General features: G+C 64.4%; 19 protein-coding genes and 1 pseudogene. 10 read left to right on the top strand and 10 right to left on the bottom strand.

Features of this window, described 5'->3' with window-relative positions:
• Positions 1–17: 17 nt before the first annotated feature.
• Complete coding sequence (metK, locus tag BM341_RS06590; protein ID WP_089794126.1) at positions 18–1,238, bottom strand: methionine adenosyltransferase; 1,221 nt, start codon at positions 1,236–1,238, stop codon at positions 18–20.
• Positions 1,239–1,460: 222 nt separating this feature from the next.
• On the opposite strand from metK, the gene tkt reads away from it, so the two are divergent.
• Complete coding sequence (gene tkt, locus BM341_RS06585; protein WP_089794124.1) at positions 1,461–3,467, top strand: transketolase; 2,007 nt, start codon at positions 1,461–1,463, stop codon at positions 3,465–3,467.
• Between the two features lie 115 nt (positions 3,468–3,582).
• On the opposite strand, the gene BM341_RS06580 is transcribed toward tkt, so the two are convergent.
• The 3 genes from BM341_RS06580 to BM341_RS06570 form a co-directional block, all read right to left on the bottom strand.
• Positions 3,583–4,635 (bottom strand): class I fructose-bisphosphate aldolase, encoded by a 1,053-nt coding sequence (locus BM341_RS06580; protein ID WP_089794122.1) that lies wholly within the window; start codon positions 4,633–4,635, stop codon positions 3,583–3,585.
• A gap of 171 nt (positions 4,636–4,806) precedes the next feature.
• Entirely contained in the window at positions 4,807–5,196 is a 390-nt protein-coding gene (locus tag BM341_RS06575) for an Hsp20/alpha crystallin family protein (RefSeq protein WP_089794120.1), read from the bottom strand.
• Between the two features lie 81 nt (positions 5,197–5,277).
• The gene (locus BM341_RS06570; protein ID WP_089794118.1) at positions 5,278–5,748 is read right to left on the bottom strand and encodes an Hsp20/alpha crystallin family protein; all 471 of its coding nucleotides are present in this window, start codon (positions 5,746–5,748) and stop codon (positions 5,278–5,280) included.
• A gap of 155 nt (positions 5,749–5,903) precedes the next feature.
• Between BM341_RS06570 and BM341_RS06565 the strand changes: the two genes are divergently transcribed.
• The 6 genes from BM341_RS06565 (at position 5,904) to BM341_RS06540 (ending at position 10,988) form a co-directional block, all read left to right on the top strand.
• On the top strand, positions 5,904–6,260 hold the full coding sequence (locus BM341_RS06565) for a CidA/LrgA family protein (RefSeq protein WP_089794116.1): 357 nt from the start codon (positions 5,904–5,906) through the stop codon (positions 6,258–6,260).
• A complete protein-coding gene (locus BM341_RS06560; protein ID WP_089794114.1) occupies positions 6,253–6,975 on the top strand; it encodes an LrgB family protein in 723 nt (240 codons plus the stop codon). The genes BM341_RS06565 and BM341_RS06560 overlap by 8 nt, the downstream gene beginning before the upstream one ends.
• Positions 6,976–7,050: 75 nt before the next feature.
• A complete protein-coding gene (locus BM341_RS06555) occupies positions 7,051–8,106 on the top strand; it encodes a type I glyceraldehyde-3-phosphate dehydrogenase (RefSeq protein ID WP_089794112.1) in 1,056 nt (351 codons plus the stop codon).
• 80 nt (positions 8,107–8,186) lie between these two features.
• Positions 8,187–9,353 carry a phosphoglycerate kinase gene (locus tag BM341_RS06550; protein WP_089794110.1) on the top strand — a complete coding sequence of 389 codons (1,167 nt, stop codon included), beginning with the start codon at positions 8,187–8,189 and terminating at the stop codon, positions 9,351–9,353.
• A gap of 52 nt (positions 9,354–9,405) precedes the next feature.
• On the top strand, positions 9,406–10,470 hold the full coding sequence (gene fba / locus BM341_RS06545; protein WP_089794108.1) for a class II fructose-bisphosphate aldolase: 1,065 nt from the start codon (positions 9,406–9,408) through the stop codon (positions 10,468–10,470).
• A gap of 161 nt (positions 10,471–10,631) precedes the next feature.
• Positions 10,632–10,988 carry a hypothetical protein gene (locus BM341_RS06540; RefSeq protein ID WP_175507809.1) on the top strand — a complete coding sequence of 119 codons (357 nt, stop codon included), beginning with the start codon at positions 10,632–10,634 and terminating at the stop codon, positions 10,986–10,988.
• Positions 10,989–11,163: 175 nt separating this feature from the next.
• Here BM341_RS06540 and BM341_RS06535 read toward each other — a convergent pair whose 3' ends face one another.
• A complete protein-coding gene (locus tag BM341_RS06535; RefSeq protein ID WP_089794106.1) occupies positions 11,164–11,568 on the bottom strand; it encodes a hypothetical protein in 405 nt (134 codons plus the stop codon).
• A 305-nt stretch (positions 11,569–11,873) separates the two neighbouring features.
• Between BM341_RS06535 and BM341_RS06530 the strand changes: the two genes are divergently transcribed.
• Together BM341_RS06530 and BM341_RS06525 are read left to right on the top strand one after the other, a co-directional pair.
• Positions 11,874–12,557 (top strand): HAD family hydrolase, encoded by a 684-nt coding sequence (locus tag BM341_RS06530; RefSeq protein WP_089794104.1) that lies wholly within the window; start codon positions 11,874–11,876, stop codon positions 12,555–12,557.
• Positions 12,558–12,755: 198 nt separating this feature from the next.
• Entirely contained in the window at positions 12,756–13,793 is a 1,038-nt protein-coding gene (locus BM341_RS06525; RefSeq protein WP_089794102.1) for a sodium:calcium antiporter, read from the top strand.
• 7 nt (positions 13,794–13,800) lie between these two features.
• On the opposite strand, the gene BM341_RS06520 is transcribed toward BM341_RS06525, so the two are convergent.
• The 4 genes and pseudogenes from BM341_RS06520 to BM341_RS06505 all read right to left on the bottom strand — a co-directional run bounded on the left by BM341_RS06520 (position 13,801) and on the right by BM341_RS06505 (position 17,574).
• Positions 13,801–15,537: a potassium channel family protein gene (locus BM341_RS06520; protein ID WP_089794100.1), complete on the bottom strand. Its 1,737-nt coding sequence runs from the start codon at positions 15,535–15,537 to the stop codon at positions 13,801–13,803.
• A gap of 219 nt (positions 15,538–15,756) precedes the next feature.
• On the bottom strand, positions 15,757–16,953 hold the full coding sequence (locus BM341_RS06515) for a hypothetical protein (protein ID WP_089794098.1): 1,197 nt from the start codon (positions 16,951–16,953) through the stop codon (positions 15,757–15,759).
• Between the two features lie 108 nt (positions 16,954–17,061).
• Positions 17,062–17,151: pseudogene (locus BM341_RS06510) on the bottom strand (mannonate dehydratase); the annotation flags it as partial.
• 39 nt (positions 17,152–17,190) lie between these two features.
• Positions 17,191–17,574, bottom strand: coding sequence for a DUF6394 family protein (locus BM341_RS06505; RefSeq protein WP_089794094.1), 384 nt, complete (start codon positions 17,572–17,574; stop codon positions 17,191–17,193).
• Positions 17,575–17,759: 185 nt separating this feature from the next.
• On the opposite strand from BM341_RS06505, the gene BM341_RS06500 reads away from it, so the two are divergent.
• Positions 17,760–18,134, top strand: a complete 375-nt coding sequence (locus BM341_RS06500) for a translation initiation factor Sui1 (protein WP_089794092.1) — start codon at positions 17,760–17,762, stop codon at positions 18,132–18,134.
• 2 nt (positions 18,135–18,136) lie between these two features.
• On the opposite strand, the gene BM341_RS06495 is transcribed toward BM341_RS06500, so the two are convergent.
• A complete protein-coding gene (locus BM341_RS06495) occupies positions 18,137–19,012 on the bottom strand; it encodes an NAD-dependent protein deacetylase (RefSeq protein WP_089794090.1) in 876 nt (291 codons plus the stop codon).
• Between the last annotated feature and the right edge of the window lie 37 nt (positions 19,013–19,049).

The raw sequence follows: 19,049 nt of genomic DNA, 5'->3' as shown, positions 1-19,049 counted from the left end.
CGCTTACGCCGAAGGACCTAGAGGCCGGCGGCCTGGCGCAGCGACTCCGCCTTGTCGATCTTCTCCCAGGGGAAGGCCAGGAAAGTCTCGACATGCTCCTGGCCCTGGGTGTCGGTCCAGCGATAGGACGTCTCGAAGGGCTCGCGGCCGAAGTGACCGTAGGCGGCCGTCAGCTGGTACATCGGGTGCAGCAAATCGAGCATGCGGGTGATGGCATTGGGGCGCAGGTCGAAGTGCTCGCGGACCAGTTCGATGATGCGCGCGTCGTCGATCCGACCGGTGCCGAAAGTGTCGATAGCGACCGAGGTCGGCTCGGCCACGCCGATGGCGTAGGACACCTGGATCTCGCACTTGTCGGCCAGGCCCGCGGCGACCAGGTTCTTGGCCACATAGCGCCCGGCGTAGGCGGCGCTGCGGTCGACCTTGGACGGGTCCTTGCCGGAAAACGCGCCGCCGCCGTGACGGGCCATGCCGCCGTAGGTATCGACGATGATCTTGCGTCCGGTCAGGCCGCAGTCGCCCACCGGGCCACCGATCACGAACTTGCCGGTGGGGTTGATGTGGTACTTGGTCGCGGCGGTGAGCCACTCGGCGGGGATCACCGCCTCGATGATCTCGCGCTTGACCATCTTGCGCAGCTCGTCCTGGTCGATGCCTGGGTCATGCTGGGTGGAGAGCACCACGGCGTCGACGCCGCAAGGCTTGCCGTGGTCGTCGTAGCGCAGCGTCAGCTGGCTCTTGGCATCCGGCCGCAGCCAGGGCAGCAGGCCCTGCTTGCGCAACTCGGCCTGGCGCTCCACCAGGCGGTGGGCGTAGTGGATCGGCGCCGGCATGTAGGCGTCGGTCTCGTTGGTGGCATAGCCGAACATCAGCCCCTGATCCCCCGCGCCCTGATCCTCGGGCTTGGCCCGGTCGACGCCCTGGGCGATGTCCACGCTCTGCTTGCCGATCAGGTTGAGCACGCCACAGGTCTCGCCATCGAAGCCGACGTCCGATGAGGTGTAGCCGATGCCGGTAATCACCTCACGCACCAGCGCTTCCAGGTCGACCCAGGCCGAGGTGCTGATCTCGCCGGCGACGATGGCCACGCCGGTCTTGACCAGCGTCTCGCAGGCCACGCGGGCATGCTTGTCGCGAGCGATGATGGCATCGAGCACGGCATCGGAAATCTGGTCGGCGATCTTGTCCGGATGCCCTTCGGACACGGACTCGGAGGTAAACAGGGAGTATTCGCGCATGGCGTTCTCGACCCTCTGTGTAACGGCGATAGGCAGTGGCGCAGTCTACACGCTGGCTCTAGGGCTGACACCCGTCATTTGCCGCCGGCGGTCAAGTCGGCGACAATAGCCACCGTTTTTATCGCGCCGCGGCGTCCCGTGGCGCTTCCAGCCAGAACGCACGTCCCGCCGCCCCCCGGCGGGTAATGCCCCGCATTTTCTGCCGCAGGCGAGGAGCTCTACATGCCGTCCCGATTCGAACTGGCCAACGCCATTCGCGCCCTGTCCATGGATGCCGTCCAGAAGGCCAATTCCGGACATCCCGGCGCCCCCATGGGCATGGCCGACATCGCCGAGGTGCTGTGGAACGATCATCTCAAGCATAACCCGGCCGACCCGACCTGGCCCGACCGCGACCGCTTCGTGCTCTCCAACGGCCACGGCTCCATGCTGCTCTATTCGCTGCTGCACCTGACCGGCTATGAGTTGAGTCTGGAGGAGCTGCAGAACTTCCGTCAATTGCACTCAAAGACCGCTGGGCATCCCGAATATGGCTATGCCCCGGGCATCGAGACCACCACCGGTCCACTGGGCCAGGGCCTGGCCAATGCCGTGGGCATGGCGCTGGCCGAGCGCACCCTGGCGGCGCAGTTCAATCGCCCCGGCCACGCCATCGTCGACCATCACACCTGGTGTTTCGTGGGCGACGGCTGCCTGATGGAGGGCATCTCCCATGAGGTGGCGTCACTGGCCGGCACCCAGCGGCTCGGCAAGCTGATCACCTTCTATGACGACAATGGCATCTCGATCGATGGCGAAGTCGAGGGCTGGTTCACCGACGACACCGCCAAGCGCTTCGAGGCCTACGGCTGGCACGTGGTGGCCAACGTCGACGGCCACAAGCCCGAGGAAATCCAGGCCGCCATTGCGCTTGCCAAGACCCAGGATGACAAGCCCAGCCTGATCATCTGCAAGACTATCATCGGCTTCGGCGCGCCCAACAAGCAGGGCAAGGAGGAGAGCCACGGCGCGGCGCTCGGCGAAGACGAGGTCGCCGCGGCGCGCAAGCAGCTCGACTGGCCGCACAAGCCCTTCCATGTCCCCGAAGAGATCTACCAGGGTTGGGACGCCCGCGAGGCCGGCAGCGCCCGCCAGGCCGACTGGCAGTCGCGCTTCGAGCGTTACGCCGCGGCCTACCCCAGCGAGGCGGCCCAGCTGCAGCGCCGCCTCAAGGGCGAGCTGCCGGCCGAGCTCGGCGGCGAAAAGCTGATCCAGCAGGCCCAGGAAGCCGGCGAGAGCACGGCCAGCCGCAAGGCCTCGCTGGCCTGTCTCAACGCGCTCGGCCCGCAACTGCCCGAACTGCTCGGCGGCAGCGCCGACCTGGCGCCGTCCAACCTGACGTTCTGGAAGGGCGCGAAGGCGATCACCCCGGAGGCCACCGACGGCAATTACCTGCATTACGGAGTGCGCGAATTCGGCATGGCCGCGATCATGAACGGCATCGCCCTGCATGGCGGCTTCGTGCCCTACGGGGCGACCTTCCTGATCTTCATGGAATACATGCGCAATGCCGTGCGCATGGCGGCGCTGATGGGCACCAAGGCGATCTACGTCTTCACCCACGATTCCATCGGCCTGGGCGAGGACGGCCCCACCCACCAGCCGATCGAGCAGCTCACCACCCTGCGCTCGACGCCCAACCTCGCCACCTGGCGCCCCTGCGACGCCGTGGAAACCGCCGCCGCCTGGAACGCCGCGATCAAGCGCCACTCCGGCCCCACGGCCCTGGTGTTCTCGCGCCAGAATCTGGCGCATCAGGAACGCAGCAAGCAGCAGCTGGCCAATATCCAGCGCGGTGGGTACGTGTTGAAAGCCAGTGTCCGCAAGGACAAGGTGGTGACGCCTGACCTTATCCTGATCGCCACCGGCTCGGAGGTCGGGCTGGCCATGGACGCCGCCGCCGAGCTGGAAGGTCAGGGCCACGCCGTGCGGGTGGTCTCCATGCCCTCCACATACCGCTTCGACGGCCAGGACGAGGCGTATCGCGAGAATGTGCTGCCCCGAGCCGTCACCAAGCGTCTGGCCATCGAGGCCGGTCACCGCGATTTCTGGTACAAGTACGTGGGGCTGGACGGCGACATCATCGGCATGAGCACCTTCGGCGAATCCGCCCCCGCCGGCGACCTGTTCAAGCACTTCGGCTTTACGGTCGCCAACGTGGTGGCCAGGGCCACCGCGCTACTGGGCTGAGCCAGCTTGTAATTTCAACACGTCCAACACGACGCGGGCCCGGCAATCGCCGGGCCCGTATCATTTCAATCCCTCTATCCCTTTATCCCTCTATTTATCGTTTATCGTCAGGCCGTCAGGCGATGGTGACATCCCGGGACAAATAGACGTCCTGAATGGCGTTGAGCAGCTCGACCCCCTCCGCCATCGGCTTCTGGAACGCCTTGCGACCGGAGATCAGGCCCATCCCACCGGCGCGCTTGTTGATCACGGCAGTGCGCACCGCCTCTCCGAGATCGGAGGCACCCTTGGAACCGCCGCCGGAATTGATCAGCCCGGCGCGGCCCAGATAGCAGTTGGCCACCTGATAGCGGGCCAGGTCGATGGGGTTGGCCGAGGTGAGCTCGCTGTAGACCTTGTCATGAGTATGGCCGAAGCCGATGTCGCGATAGCCACCGTTGGTCTCGGGCAACTTCTGCTTGACGATATCCGCCTTGAGGGTCGCCGCCAGGTGGTTGGCCTGACCGGTGAGATCGGCCGCCACATGGTAATCGGTGCCGTCTTTCTTGAAGTCGGGGTTGCGCAGGTAGGCCCAGAGCACCGTGACCATGCCCAGCTCGTGGGCGCGTTCGAAGGCCTCGCTGATCTCCATGATCTGACGACGGCTTTCCGGCGAGCCGAAGTAGATGGTCGCCCCCACCGCCACGCAGCCCATCTCGAAGGCCTGCTCGACTTGCGCGAACAGCGTCTGGTCATAGACGGCCGGGTAGGTCAGCGTCTCGTTGTGGTTGAGCTTGAGGATCATCGGGATCTTGTGGGCGTAGCGGCGGGCGACCGACGCCAGCCCGCCGAGCGTCGAGGCCACGGCGTTGCAGCCCCCTTCAAGAGCCAGCTCGACGATGTTCGCCGGATCGAAGTAGAGGGGGTTGGGCGCGAAGGACGCCCCCGCCGAATGCTCGATGCCCTGGTCCACCGGCAGGATGCTCACGTAGCCGGTACCGGCCAGCCGGCCATGGCTGAACAAGGCCTGCATGTTGCGCAGCACGTTGGGCCGACGGTCACTGGCGGCCATCACCCGATCGACGAAATCCGGTCCGGGCGGATGCAGCTGTTCTTTCGGGACTCCGGTGCAGACATGTCCCAGTAGTGCCTCGGCCTCGTCACCCAGCCACTTGGCGATATCACTCATATCACTTTCCTCTTCCTTGGGCGTGGCAACGCCCTCCTTTGATTGATCGCGCCGAGCGCTCCTCCAAGGGTAGCGGAAGAGGGCGCCGACATGACACCGCCAGCACAAACGCAAGCGCCCCTCCGTTGGGAAGGGCACTCGTGGCCTTGTGGCGTTTTACCCGACAGCCCGTCAGGCTGCCTTGACGTCGATGCGCCGAGGACGATGGGTCTCTTTCTTGGGCAGTACCAGATGCACCACCCCGTTTTCGATGCGTGCCTCGATGGCATCGGCCTCGATCTCGTGACTCAGCGTAAAGCGACGCATGAATCGCTGGGCACGCACCTCGGCATAGATGGCGGACAACCCCTCGGGCATGTCGAGCCTTACCTCGCCTTCCAGGGTCAGGATGTTGTTGTCCACCTCGATGCTCAGGGACTCGCGGCTCACCCCGGGCATGTCGGCGATAACATGCAGGGCATTGCTCTGCTCGAAGATATCCACCGCCGGCACCAGCGTCTCCTTTTGCTCTTCACGCTTGGCCGGCTCCCGCGCGTCATTGCGTCTGGTCACCTCATTCATGACGATTCACCTCCGTTTGTGTGACGTGTGTTGCGTCCGTTTTCGTGTCTTCCGATGGATGCGTATCGGTGAGCAACCGGGTCAGCTGGCGTTCTTCGCCTGAACCTCGATCCGGCGCGGCTTGAGCTCCTCGCGCTTGGGCAGCCGGACCTCGCAGATGCCGTCGCGAAAATGCGCTTCGGTGCGGTCGACATCCAGGCCATCCGGCAACGCCAGGGACCGGCTGAATTCGCCCTGGTAGCGCTCGCGACGAAAATCGGTACGCGCCGCCTGCCCTTCTGCCCCGACATCCGGCGCTTCGCGTTTGCCGCTGACGGTCAGGACATTATCCTGAATGCTGACCTCCAGCTGCTCCGCGGTCAGTCCCGCCGCGAAGACGTAGACGCGCACCGCATCATCGGTGCGTCCGACATTGATCATCGGGTAGCTGCCACGCGGCACCGAGCGGATATCCGCCGCCGCAGTCTCGGGAAACACCTCGTCCATCCATTGCCGAAACCAGTCCAGTCCCTGCGGCTGGCCGACATCGAAACGTCTGAGATCTCCGAACATCACGAACACCTCCTTTGACATCAAGCTTCATGTGTTGCGATACGGGGATGGTCAGTACCTGCTGACATTGCCCCGGTTATCTGCACAATAGGATCGCTCGACGCGGTTTCAAGGCCCGGACGAGCAATTTTTCTCCCTTCCTGTCAAGGACGCTTATGCCGGTATTGCGGGGGTTTCTATGGTTGGTCGGGTTCCTGCTTCTCGGCCAGGCCCTGGTATGGTCGCTGCGGCTCCCGGTGTCTTCCGGCGTGGTGGGCATGCTCGCCATGACCCTGTGGCTCATCCTGCGCGGGCGGGTCAGCGAGGACATTCAGGCCGCCAGCCAGCCGCTGATCGCGGTGCTGGCAATGCTGATCATGCCCGGCGTAGTGGGCGTATTTTTTATTGCCGAGGCCTTTGCCGGCCAATGGCTCGCCGTGGGCGTGGCGCTGATACTCGGCACCCTGCTCAGCGTGGCGACCACGCTGTGGCTGATGCTGCGCTTCATGCCGGCGGACGCGCCCGATGAGTGAGAGCCTGGCCCTGCTGCGCGAGCACCTGCTGGCCACCCCCATGCCGGCGATCGCCCTGACCCTGGCGGCCTTCCTGGCCGGCAATCGGCTGTTCCTGCGCCTTAACCGGCCGAGTTGGTGCCCGGCGATCCTGATCGCCGCCATGCTGCTCGCCGCCAGCCTGGCCTTGCTGGGTATCGACTACGGCGATTACCGGCGTGGCGCCGGCTGGTTGATGCTGCTGCTCGGCCCGGCCACGGTGGCCCTCGGCGTGCCGCTGTTCCAGCAGTTGCCGCGCATCCGCGACCTGTGGCGCCCGATCCTGATCAGCCTGCCTCCGGCGGCGATGCTGGCCGCCTTCTACTCGGTGGCGCTGGCCTGGCTGCTCGACGCCTCGCCCGAGGTGCTGGCGTCGCTGGCGCCCAAGTCGGTGACCGCGCCGATCGCCATCGGCATCACCGAGCAGCTCGGCGGGGTGATTCCCCTGATGATGGGCGGCCTGCTGATCACCGGCGTGATGTCCACTGCCTGCGTCGGGGCGCTGGCCAGGTATCTGTCGATACGCGACCCGCGGGTGCTGGGCTTCGTGCTCGGCGTCAATGGCCACGTCATCGGTACGGTACGCGCCTTCGAACTGGGCCCTACCGCCGGCGCCTTCGCCTCGCTGGGCATGAGCCTGACCGGCATCTTCAGCGCCCTGTTCCTGCCGCTGGCCTGGCGGCTGCTGGGGCTGTAGGGCAGACGTTCAGCCCGCAAGTGCGCTAGAATGGCCGGCTCGTCTCACTCGCTACCGGGAGTCCCAGGCACCGCCATGGCCTATCGCATCGCCATCAACGGTTACGGCCGCATCGGCCAGTGCGTGCTGCGCGCGCTTGTCGAACGACAGGCACGACTCGACGTCAGCAACCGTAGCGATCACGCAGCGCTCGAGATCGTGGCGATCAACGAGCTCTCGGACCTGGCCACCATCGCCTATCTGACCCGCTACGACACCACCCACGGCCGTTTCCCCGGTCGGGTCGAGGCCGAAGGCGACTGCCTGATGGTCGACGGCCACGCCATTCGCGTGCTCTGCGAGCCCGACCCCGACCGGCTGCCCTGGTGCGAACTGGACATCGACCTGGTACTGGAATGCTCCGGCAGCTTCCGCGATCGCGCCACCGCCGAGCGCCATCTGGCCGCCGGGGCCGGCCGGCTGCTGTTCTCCCAGCCGGCGGAAAACGACGTCGATGCCACCATCGTCACCGGTATCAATGACCATCACCTGGCGCCCGGCCACCGCATCGTCTCGGCGGCCTCCTGCACCACCCACTGCCTGGTGCCGGTGCTCACCGTGCTCGACGAGGCACTCGGCATCGAGCACGGCGTGACTACCACCATTCATTCGGCGATGAACGACCAGCCGGTGATCGACGCCTACCACCAGACCGACCTGCGCCTGACACGCTCGGCGATGCACTCCATCGTGCCGGTGGACACCGGCCTGGCGCGCGGGATCAACCGCCTGATGCCGCACCTGACCGGGCGCTTCGAATGCCTGCACATGCGCGTGCCGACCATCAACGTCTCGGCCATGGACCTGGCGATTACCGTGCGCCATGACACCTCGGCCGCCGAGGTCAACGCCCTGCTGCGCGAGGCCAGCCGCGACCGCCTGGCCGGCCTGCTCGGCTACACGGAAGAGCCCATGGCCTCGGTCGACTTCAACCATGACCCCCGCTCGGGTATCGTGGACGCCACCCAGACCCGGGTCGCCGGCACCCGCCTGATCAAGCTGCTCTGCTGGTTCGACAACGAGTGGGGCTTCGCCAACCGCATGCTCGACGTGAGCCGGCAGCTGGCCGCCCTGGCCCCGCCCGGCCGCTGACCCTGTTTCGATGAACCTGTTTCGATGACCCGGCGTCTACGACCCTGCTTTGGTTTTCCCAGATTGAGGATCACGTCCCGATGAACGTTCGCAAGATGACCGACCTCGACCTCAGCGGGCAGCGCGTGCTGATCCGCGAGGACCTGAACGTCCCCGTCAAGCACGGCAAGGTGACCAGCGACGCTCGCCTGCGGGCCTGCCTGCCGACCATCCAGGCCGCCGTCGATGCCGGCGCCAAGCTGATGCTGATGAGCCACCTGGGTCGTCCCACCGAGGGCGAACCCGCCGAGGAGTTCTCGCTGGCCCCGGTGGCCGAGCACCTGGGCGAGCTGCTTGGCCGTCCCGTCCGCCTGGTTACCGAGTACCTGGACATTGCCCTGGACCTGGCCGATGGCGAAGTGGTGCTGCTCGAGAACGTGCGCTTCAACGAGGGCGAGAAGAAAGACGACGAGACGCTCGCCCGGCAATACGCCGAGCTCTGCGATATCTTCGTCATGGACGCCTTCGGCACCGCCCACCGCGCCCAGGCGTCCACCCATGGCGTGGTACGCTTCGCCCCCACGGCGTGCGCCGGCCCGCTACTGGCAGCCGAACTCGACGCCCTGGAGAAGGCGCTGGCCACTCCCAAGCGCCCGATGGTCGCCATCGTCGGCGGTTCCAAGGTGTCGACCAAGCTCGAGGTGCTCAATGCCCTCTCCGAGCGCTGCGATCAGTTGATCGTGGGCGGCGGCATCGCCAACACCTTCATCGCCGCGGCCGGCCACAACGTCGGCAAGTCGTTGTTTGAACCCGACCTGATCGACCAGGCCCGTCGGCTTGCGGCCAAGGTCGAGATCCCGCTGCCCACCGACGTGGTGGTGGCCACCGAGTTCTCCGAATCGGCACAGGCGGTAGTCAAGCCCGTCGACCAGGTCAATGATGACGAGATGATCCTCGACATCGGCCCGGACACCGCCGGTCGCCTGGGCGGGTTGCTCAAGGACGCCGGCACCATCCTCTGGAACGGCCCGGTGGGCGTATTCGAGATCGACCAGTTCGGCAAGGGTACCGAGGCGCTGTCGCTGGCCATTGCCGAGAGTAACGGCTTCTCGATCGCCGGGGGCGGCGACACCCTGGCGGCCATCGACAAGTACGGCATTGCCGATCGCGTCTCCTACATTTCCACCGGCGGCGGCGCCTTCCTCGAGTACGTGGAAGGCAAGACCCTGCCGGCGGTCGAGGCACTGGAAGACGCCGCCAAGCGCTGACGCCGCCGCGCCGTCATTGCCCCCACATTCTTATCGCACAACAGGACACTTCATGGCACTCATCAGCATGCGCCAACTGCTGGACCACGCCGCCGAGTACGGCTACGGCGTCCCGGCCTTCAACGTCAACAACCTCGAACAGATGCGCGCCATCATGGAAGCCGCCGATGCCACCGATTCGCCGGTGATCGTCCAGGCCTCCGCCGGGGCGCGCAAGTACGCCGGCGCGCCCTTCCTGCGCCACCTGATCCTGGCCGCCGTGGAAGAGTTTCCGCATATCCCGGTGGTCATGCATCAGGATCACGGCACCAGCCCCGCGGTGTGCCAGCGCTCGATCCAGCTCGGCTTCTCGTCGGTGATGATGGACGGCTCGCTCGGCGAGGACGGCAAGACGCCGATGGACTACGCCTACAACGTTGCTGTCACCCGCCGTGCCGTCGAGATGGCGCATGCCTGCGGCGTGTCCGTGGAAGGCGAACTGGGGTGTCTGGGCAGCCTGGAGACCGGCATGGCCGGCGAGGAAGACGGCATCGGCGCCGAGGGCAAGCTGGACATAGAACAGCTGCTGACCGACCCCGAAGAGGCCGCCGATTTCGTCAAGGCCACCCAGGTCGACGCCCTGGCCATCGCCATCGGCACCAGCCACGGCGCCTACAAGTTCACTCGGCCGCCCACTGGTGACACGCTTTCCATCCAGCGTATCAAAGAGATCCACGCCCGCATTCCCGAGACCCATCTGGTGATGCACGGCTCCTCCTCGGTGCCCCAGGAATGGCTCGAGGTCATCAACCGCTACGGTGGCGAGATTCCCGAAACCTACGGGGTGCCGGTGGAGGAGATCGTCGAGGGCATCAAGCACGGCGTGCGCAAGGTCAATGTCGATACCGATTTGCGCCTGGCCTCCACCGGCGCGGTGCGTCGCTTCCTCGCCGAGAACCCGTCGGAGTTCGACCCGCGCAAGTTCTTGAAGGAAACCGTCACTGCGATGCGACAGCTGTGCATGGCGCGCTACGAGGCCTTCGGCACCGCCGGCAACGCCAGCCGCATCAAACCGATCAACCTGGAGGCGATGGCCGAGCGGTATGAACGCGGAGAGATGACGCCGAAAATCGCCTGAATGTTAGCGATGACGTACCTAGCTTCCCTTATGGGCCGCTAGGTACGTACTTGGGTGTTTAACCAACACAGGTTATCGTGTTGCACTGCAGAATGCGTGATACTAGCCGCGTTATTTCCCTTATCCCATACTTCATTCTCGCTTCAAGAGGTCCTATTCCTATGAAAAACACGTCTCAGGCTGCCTTCATTCCGCAGAACCCGGCGGCCATGATGGATATCTGGAAATTGGGGATCATGGCGTTCGAGCTGTGGTCGACATCACTTTCCACGATCAACATGCGCCAGAATCTCTGGCAGACCCAGCAGCCAAACAGCGCCAGCATGATGAAGGAAAACCAGCGCATGGTCTCCGAGAAGCTCGAGGCCGCCATGGAAACCGGACTCGAAATGCAGAAAGCCATGCTGGGAATGGCCTTCGGCCAGCAGACGCCGTGGTGGGTCACCGGTCGCAAGGCGATGTTGCCGTACCATCGTCGCAGCAGCGCCAATTCTCGTCGTCTTTCTCGGCGCAAGTAAACAGCCCAAGTCACCAGCGCCACGTTATCCGGTCGTCGGCATCGCGCGGTCGCGAAGGATAGAAATCCAGAGAAGGGGCAGGATGAGGTCGCCGCGAACGATAGACGATGCGGCGATCAGGAACCCGACCAATAGGCTGCCGACACGGCGATAGCCTGATGAAACGGCGTACCGCTCAGTCCTTGGGCATTTCTTTTTCCGTCTGGTCGATGCCTTCATCGCCCTCTTCGGCTTCGGTATCGTCGGTAACGGCGTCACCCGAATCTCCCTCCTGCTCTTCGGTCGGGTCCTGCTCAGCATCTTGCTCGGTCTCCTGGGCGGTATCTTGCTCGGCGGCTTGGCCTCCATCACCGTTTCCGTCTTCCGATGCCGAATCGTCTCGCTTCAACGCGCCGGGCGTGATGCCGTACTTTTCCTGTAACGCCTCGTCATCGAGGGCCTGGCTGTCTTCCTGAGCGCTGTCCTGCGATTCATCCGAGGAAGATTCATCATGTTCCGAGGCCATGGCATGCGCGCCAAGACCGCCTGCTATCAAGGCGATGGCGAGACAAAGCGTGGTGAGCGTGGGATGAAATCGCATGTGGCGATACTCCTGTAGGCGATGTGGGACGTGCCCGTGCGGCAATCACGGCGTCACGCCAGACTAGCGCACCTTCATTGACTTAGAAATCTCGTCACTTAACGCAACTGGGCAGCCCCTCTCATCGTGGAATATCGTCAATACCGCAACCGAGGCCCTTGAAGGACGAAGGATATGCGACAATACTATTTAGAAACACCGTTCACGAAGTCATGATCGCCCCATGAGCCACAATTCTTGCTCCGATAGGCTGATAGTCATGACTCGGACTTGCCGACTTCCTGACCTGCGCGAGATGCCCGACGATGGCACATCCTCCCTGCCTGCTGTTTGATTGTGACGGTACGCTGGTCGACAGCGAACCGCTCCTTGCTGCCGAAATGGCCATTGCGTTGAGTGGCGTGGGGCTGCCGTTCCTGGCCAGCGATTACATGGGCGAGTTCCGAGGTTCCCGCTTTCGCCAGATCGTCGCCGAGCTGCAGCGCCGCCATGGCGAGGTGGACCCCGACCATCTCGAGATCATGGAAACACGGATGCGTCGCAAGTTAATGCAGCGCCTGGAAACCGAGCTGGTGCCCTTGCCGGGCGCATCGGAGGCCCTCGCAGCGCTGGCCGGCTATCCTATGGCGGTAGTCTCCAACGGCCCCGAGGCGAAGATTCTTGCCTCGCTGAGCAGCAGCGGTCTGGCCGAATACTTCGGTGATCGATTGTTCAGCGGCTATACCGCCAATTGCTGGAAGCCCGACCCCTGCCTGTTCCTGCATGCCGCCAGCCTGATGGGTTATGCGCCGGAAGACTGCGTGGCCATCGACGACTCCATCGTGGGCGTGCGGGCGGCGCTGGCCGCGGGCATGACGGTGATCCATCTCAACCGCTTCCCCGATGCCGAGCAGACGCCCTCGGGCGCCATCATGATCAGCAGCATGTACCAGTTGCCCACGGTCATCACCCACCTGACCGCCGCCCGCCAGATGGCCGTCTCCGGCTGAACGATCCCTCCACGCCGGCCACTGCGTTTACCTCGCCTGTCACCTTCACGGCGTCCGATCGGGGCGTGATGGCCATAATCTGGCAGCACCTTGAAAAAATTCAGCATTAACACCTAGAGTGAAGGGTGTCCTTTCAAGAGCCGTCTCGATGCCAGCTGCCGCCGTGGTCCCTGCATTGATGTCCGTTGCGTTTGCCTCATGAGTCAGGCCCTCGGCACGCTGCCGCTGACAATGGCGCTGCTGCTGTTTGCGGGCTGCACCCTGGTGATCGGGGTCGCGGGGACCCGCCTGACGGGCATCGTCGACAACCTGGCCGATCGCACCGGGCTCGGCGAGGCCATCGCCGGCGCCGTGCTGCTGGGCATGACCACTTCGCTGTCCGGCCTGGTGGTCTCGGTGTCGGCGGCGCTCGCCGACCGCCCGACTCTGGCGATGAGCAACGCCCTCGGCGGCATCGCCGTACAGACGCTGTTCCTGACCATTGCCGATATCACCCATCGGCGTGCCAATCTGGAACATGCCGCCGCCTCCCTCGGCAACCTGATGCAGGGCGGACTGCTGCTGTGTCTGCTGTCATTGGTGCTGGTCGGTCGCTTCGCCCCCGAGTGGACGCTCTGGCAGGTACATCCCATCACTCCCTTGCTGTTGCTGGGTTACCTGTTCGGCCTGCGCCTGGTCGATCGCAGCCGCGACCACCCCATGTGGAGCCCGGCCCAGACCCGCGACACCCAGCCCGACGTACCCGACGAACAGGCGATGACGCAATCGGCAACACGACTCTGGCTGGCGTTCGTGATGCTGGCGGCGACCCTCGCCATCAGCGGCTGGCTGCTCGAGCGCAGCGCTGCCGTCATCGCCGACGAGACCGGCCTGGGCCACTCGGTGGTTGGCGCGCTGATGACCGCCGTGGTGACCTCGCTGCCGGAGCTGGTCACCTCGGTGGCCGCGGTGCGCCGGGGCGCGTTGACCCTGGCGGTGGCCGGCATCATCGGCGGCAATGCCTTCGATACCCTGTTCGTCGCCGCTGCCGATGTCGCGTACCGCGGCGGCTCCATCTACCACGCCATTCCCGATTCGGTCTCGCTGTGGGTCGCCCTGTCGCTGTTGATGACCGCGATCCTGATGGTCGGCATGCTTCATCGCGAACGTCAGGGCCCCGGGCACATCGGCTTCGAGAGCGTTGGCATCATTGGCTGCTACCTGGCCGGGGTGGTGGCACTCCTGCTGTCGTCCTGAAGGCATATCAACCTTTATGTTCGCTGCGACGCCGCCGCCGGTCTTCAAGCCATGCGAATACGTACCCGCGCGGCTCATCGACCCCCGTTACGATATACCGAAGCGTATAGGGATTATGGAGTGTCGCTTGCAGCATCGACTCTACCCTATGGACGCTGCAGAAGAGGAGCTCATCGCCAATCCCAAGCTGAAAATCCTTATCCGGCAACATGATCGACTGCCCTGCCCGGCGAACGGCGAGCGCTTCACACGGGAGTCCTTCCGGGAAGGCGCGCGCATCGCGGCATAGCGTACCCAACGCCACGGCCCCACCGGCATCCAGATATTCGGTCAATGCCGGGGCTTCGCCCGGGATCAGCCTGACCGACCACAGGTGTGGGGGCTCCTCACCCACGGCCGCCTGCAGACGGGCCACCAGTTCTTTCGTCTGGGCCGGTTCGCGTTCCGCGAGCCAGTCGATCAGCTCCTGCACAAGGGGCGATATCAGTAGCTTCAGGATCCGGCGCGCCGTTGTCAGGCTGTGCTGGAGGACCAGGTCGGCGCGGGCGGCATCGAACGCGACCTGATTTTCATGGCTGTTCTGGCGCACGATACGAAACGCCTCCGGATTGAGCTCCGTCACTGACAACAGCGTACTGAGATTGTCTGAATCGCGATTCGTCGCGGCGACGACCCCGGCCGCGTCGTCGATTCCCGCGGTCACCAAGGCCGAATGATCGGCTCGCGCCTGGACCGTGACTGTCCCTTCTCCGGCCTCGCTGGCGTGCATTTCGGGGTCGATAATACGTACGTCGATGCCATGGGCCTTGAGATAGCGATGGATCCAGCGACCCATCCGTCCGTACCCGCACAGGATCCAGTTGCCCCGCGGTATCTGTACCGGTGCACCGAGCTTGACGCCAGGGGCGCCCACGAACCAGGCATTGAGATTGTGCAGTTCGGGGCGTGCGATCGCCCAGTAGAGGAGTTGAGCGAATATCTCGAACGGATCGACGACGGTGACATTGTCCAGCGCCCGCAGATTGGCCTCGTGGCGCGCCGAGGTCGAACGGCAGATGACCGGGAGCCGAGGATTCAGGTGGCGTGCCATCACCGCGATCTTGAGATTGGCGTCGTCATCGTTCGTCAGTGCGACCATGGCCAGGCAGGCGGGATGGTCGACTCCCGCGGCCATGAGGTGTTTCGGCGCGCTGGCGTCCGCATGGAGTCCCGGCATCGCGACCGTGTAATCGCGTACGCCCAGTGCCTTGATGCGCTCCGGATCAAAATCGAGTATTACCGCACGCTTACGGTGGTCGCTCAGGCCCCGAGCCAGCAGACTACCGGTATCGCCGAAACCGCAGAGGATGACGAAAGGTTCCCTGTTGCGGTCGACCTTGCGAGCGAACCGGAACCTGTCCAAGGCCTGGATGAAATGGGGGTTCTGTACCAGGCCAATCAGGGATCCGAGCGCATAGAACCACGCGATGACGCCGGTATAGAGGCAGAAGATCGTCCACAGGCGCTGTTCGTCGCTGAAGCCATTCGGCAGTTCACCGAAACCGGTTGTGGTCGCCGTATAGGTAAAGAAATAGAAGGCGTGGAAGAGATTCATGTACGTCGTCTCACCATCGACGACCTGGCCTGGCATCAGGGCCATCCCCATGATGCCTATTGAATACACGAACAGCAGCGCAAACAGCGGCCGGCGCATATAGCGCAGGACGATCATCGCCACACGGTCGAGATCGGAGGTCTGCGACACGCGTTCATCCCTCCCTCTGCCTGTCCCGGATCGCGGCTGCCACGCTGAACCGATCCGCGCGCTGTACTAGCGTCGGTCTGGGCTCAGGCCGCGTCCGGTATCCGGCGTGTCCCGGGCGCGCCAAGCGCTCGCTCTCGCGCTTGGCCACACGCTAAGATCGCGGCCATGCTGGACATTCCCCTGTCCGCGGGTGCCGGGGAGCGTCCAGCGGTGACCCTTTCACTGCGGGGCGGGAAGCCAGCTTCGGACGATGCCGCCATAGGTTCCCGGGTCGGCCGGCTCGATGGCCCGGCTCCTGACGCCGAGGACCCCGGTCCACGCCTTGTGGATGAGGTCGTAGCTGTCGACGTCGTCGTCGGTCTCGCCGGGCTCGCGATATGCCATCCAGCTATCGTCTCCCGCATGGAAGACGTCGAGCAGGAAGCGCGTGCCATCGCGCACCTGTATATCGTTCTCCGAGGTGCAGCCGTACTGTCGGAGCGAGTCGACGAATTCCGCGACGAGATCGAGCTCACCCATCTCGAGCACCGGATAGAAGTGCCGACGGTGGTAGTCGAAGAGCCTTGGAGAGTCCTCGACATAGAGAGGGAAGCGGTGATTTCCGGTGGGGATGTAGGCGATATGGGTGGCAAGATAGGCCTGGTCGATAAAGTCCTCGTCCTCCGCGCCGTCCTCGAAGGTCTCCACGTCGTCAAGCGGGTAGGTCTTCAGATACTCCCAGAGGGCAGGCGCGAAGGCCCTCATCTCTTCCGTTGTCTCCAGGCCAGGAACCGTCTGCGCCTCGATGAAGAGCAGACTCCAGATGACGAGGTCGAAGACCTCCTCGTCGTCCGTCTCGTCGGTCCCCTCCAGGACCGGCTGGTAATCGATACCCATCACTGCTTCCAGAGACGGTTCACAATCCCGAAGTGCGGCGTTGGTCAGATCGACAATCTTGCCCGTACGCGGGTCATCCGGCCCGAGCTGCGTGTGTGCGTAGACCGCGAGCGGCACCACGTCCTCATACTGATCACAATCTATGGAGTCCGGCGTACGATCGAGATAGGGCGAAAGCAGCCGGGACAGGTTCCTCAGCGCGGCCTCGCGCGCGCTCCTGTCCAGTTCGGGATCGTTGGCGCTGGAATAGGTCACCTCGATCAGGGAGGCGACCGAATCCTCCCAGAGGTCTTCCGCCGCGGCCGGGTTCCGTTCGTAGAGGGCGATCATCTCCTCCACCCCGAGCCAGATCGAGCGCACCGCGTTCTGCGCCTCGCTCGGGGACCACGGCTCGGGCCTCAGACTCTCGGCCACCTCCGCCCCGGGCCGCCACTTCTCCGGCAGCGAATCGATGTCCGGAAAACACGGCGGACCAGCGTGAGCAATAGCGGAAAACGATAGTGAAAGCACAGTGAGCCGCAGCTTGCCGAACGTCTGCATGCCGATACCTCCGCTCCTATTGTTGTCTTTTTTGCACTTTAATTTTACTTCGTCTCGAGTAAAATGCCAGGCTTTATAATCGGCATGCGTTTACGAACTACACCTTCGCAGCAGCGGGCGAGGCGGATCGTCAGGATGGATCGCCATGCGAATGCCCATCTCCTCGGCCACCAGAATGATGGCGCGCAGAATATAGCCGGTTCAGGGTCGGAATCGAGTATTACCGCGCGTACCTTGCTAGCGCCGCGAGAGCAGCGTATCACCGACCAGAATCACCGCCGCGACGATATTCGCGACCAGCGCTCCCGTTGCGATCGAGACGATATCAGCCATTTCTCTAGGCCCCGGCCCACCCGCGCCGCCAGATTCCGCGACGATCCAGACGACGCGCGCCGTAATCAGCAGCAGGCCGGCAACCAGGCCGGACGCCAGCAACAACGCCCCGGTCTGGGAGCGGTCTCCCAGTTTCAGGCCGATCGCGACCAGGTTAACGATGATGGTGAGCGTAAGAATCCAGATATTGTGATGGGCAGGCGTTTCGAGGCCACCCGCGACGAACGCGTAATTGAGGCTCAGGGTAAGAATGATGAAAAATCCGAATGCGATGCGTTCGAGATTCATGGACCTGCTCCTGGCCGGGACGCGTCGTCAGTATAGGCATGAGCCTGCGGTGACCGCGAACGTCACCGTCTTAATGGGCTCGGGCAGCGCCTCTTCGCCTGGTCCGGTAGACCACGACTAAGGATGCAGGCCGACAGCTGGGGGGCTATCATCGCCCGGACACTGGCGAACATGAGGAGGCTGACATGGCATCCCTGAAAGACCAGCTCGGCGGCCTGGTCTACTCCACCGAACATGGCGACACCTGCCCGGACTGCCGCCGGCCCCTGGCCGAGTGCGAGTGTACCGAGCAGGCCGACCAGGCCCGCCTGGCCGAACTCGACGGTGTCGTGCGCATCCGCCGCGAAACCAGCGGGCGCAAGGGCAAGGGCGTGACCACCGTCACCGGGGTGCCCTTGCCCGCCGAGGACCTCAAGGCGCTGGCCAAGGTGCTCAAGAAGCGCTGCGGTACCGGTGGCGCGCTCAAGGACGGGATCATCGAGATTCAGGGCGATCACCGCGAGCGGCTCAAGGCCGAGCTGGAACACCGCGGCTATACGGTCAAGCTCGCCGGCGGGTGAGGTCAAGCATTGCCTGAGTTGCCTGAAACCCTTTCGAGCGACGCCACCATTCGCGCCAGGCCCTCCTCGGCAGGCGCCGAGACCTTCACGGTATAGAGCGTGTCGGCCCGGGTGCGGCCGAGGTTCAGGCAGGCGATCGGCTTGCCCTGCTTGGCGGCGGCCCGGGCGAAGCGAAAGCCCGAAAAGACCATCAGCGACGAGCCCACCACCAGCAATGCATCGCTTGCCTCCAGCAAGGCGAAGGCGCGCTCCACCGAGCTTCGCGGCACGCTGTCGCCGAAGAACACCACGTCGGGCTTGTAGATGCCGTCACCGCAACGCGAGCAGCTCGGTACCTCAAAGCCGGAAAAATCGGTTTCCAGGTCGGCATCGCCGTCCGGGCCGGCCAGCGCGCCGCGGGTCGACCAATGAGGGTTGCGGTCCATCAGCTCGGCATGCAGGTCATGGCGCATGCGCTTGGCGCGGCAGCTCATGCAACGCACCACGTCAGCGCGGCCATGAAGGTCGATCACATTGCGCGAGCCGGCCCGCTGGTGCAGACCATCAACGTTCTGGGTGATCACGCCCATGACACGGCCGCTGGCCTCGAGCTTCGCCAGTGAATGGTGGGCGGCATTGGGGCGGGCATCCTGCAGCGCGCGAAAGCCCACCAGCGCCCGAGCCCAGTAGCGCTGTCGCGATGCCTGGCTGGCCATGAACTGCTGGTGCTGCATCGGCGGCGAGCGTTTCCAGTCGCCGGACGCGTCGCGGTAGTCGGGGATGCCGCTGGCCGTGCTGATCCCAGCGCCGGTGAGTACCGCCAGACGGGGAAACTGCGCCACAAAATCGACCAGCGCCGTGAGGTCCGGCTCACTGGCGACAGACAAGGATGACTGCATCGAAAGGCGTCCATTCGGCCACAAACGACTCAGAGAA

The organism is Halomonas korlensis, from assembly GCF_900116705.1.
Taxonomy (GTDB): domain Bacteria; phylum Pseudomonadota; class Gammaproteobacteria; order Pseudomonadales; family Halomonadaceae; genus Halomonas; species Halomonas korlensis.
The sequence above is the reverse complement of the archived record's forward strand: the minus strand, read 5'-3'. Positions and strand labels throughout refer to the sequence as shown.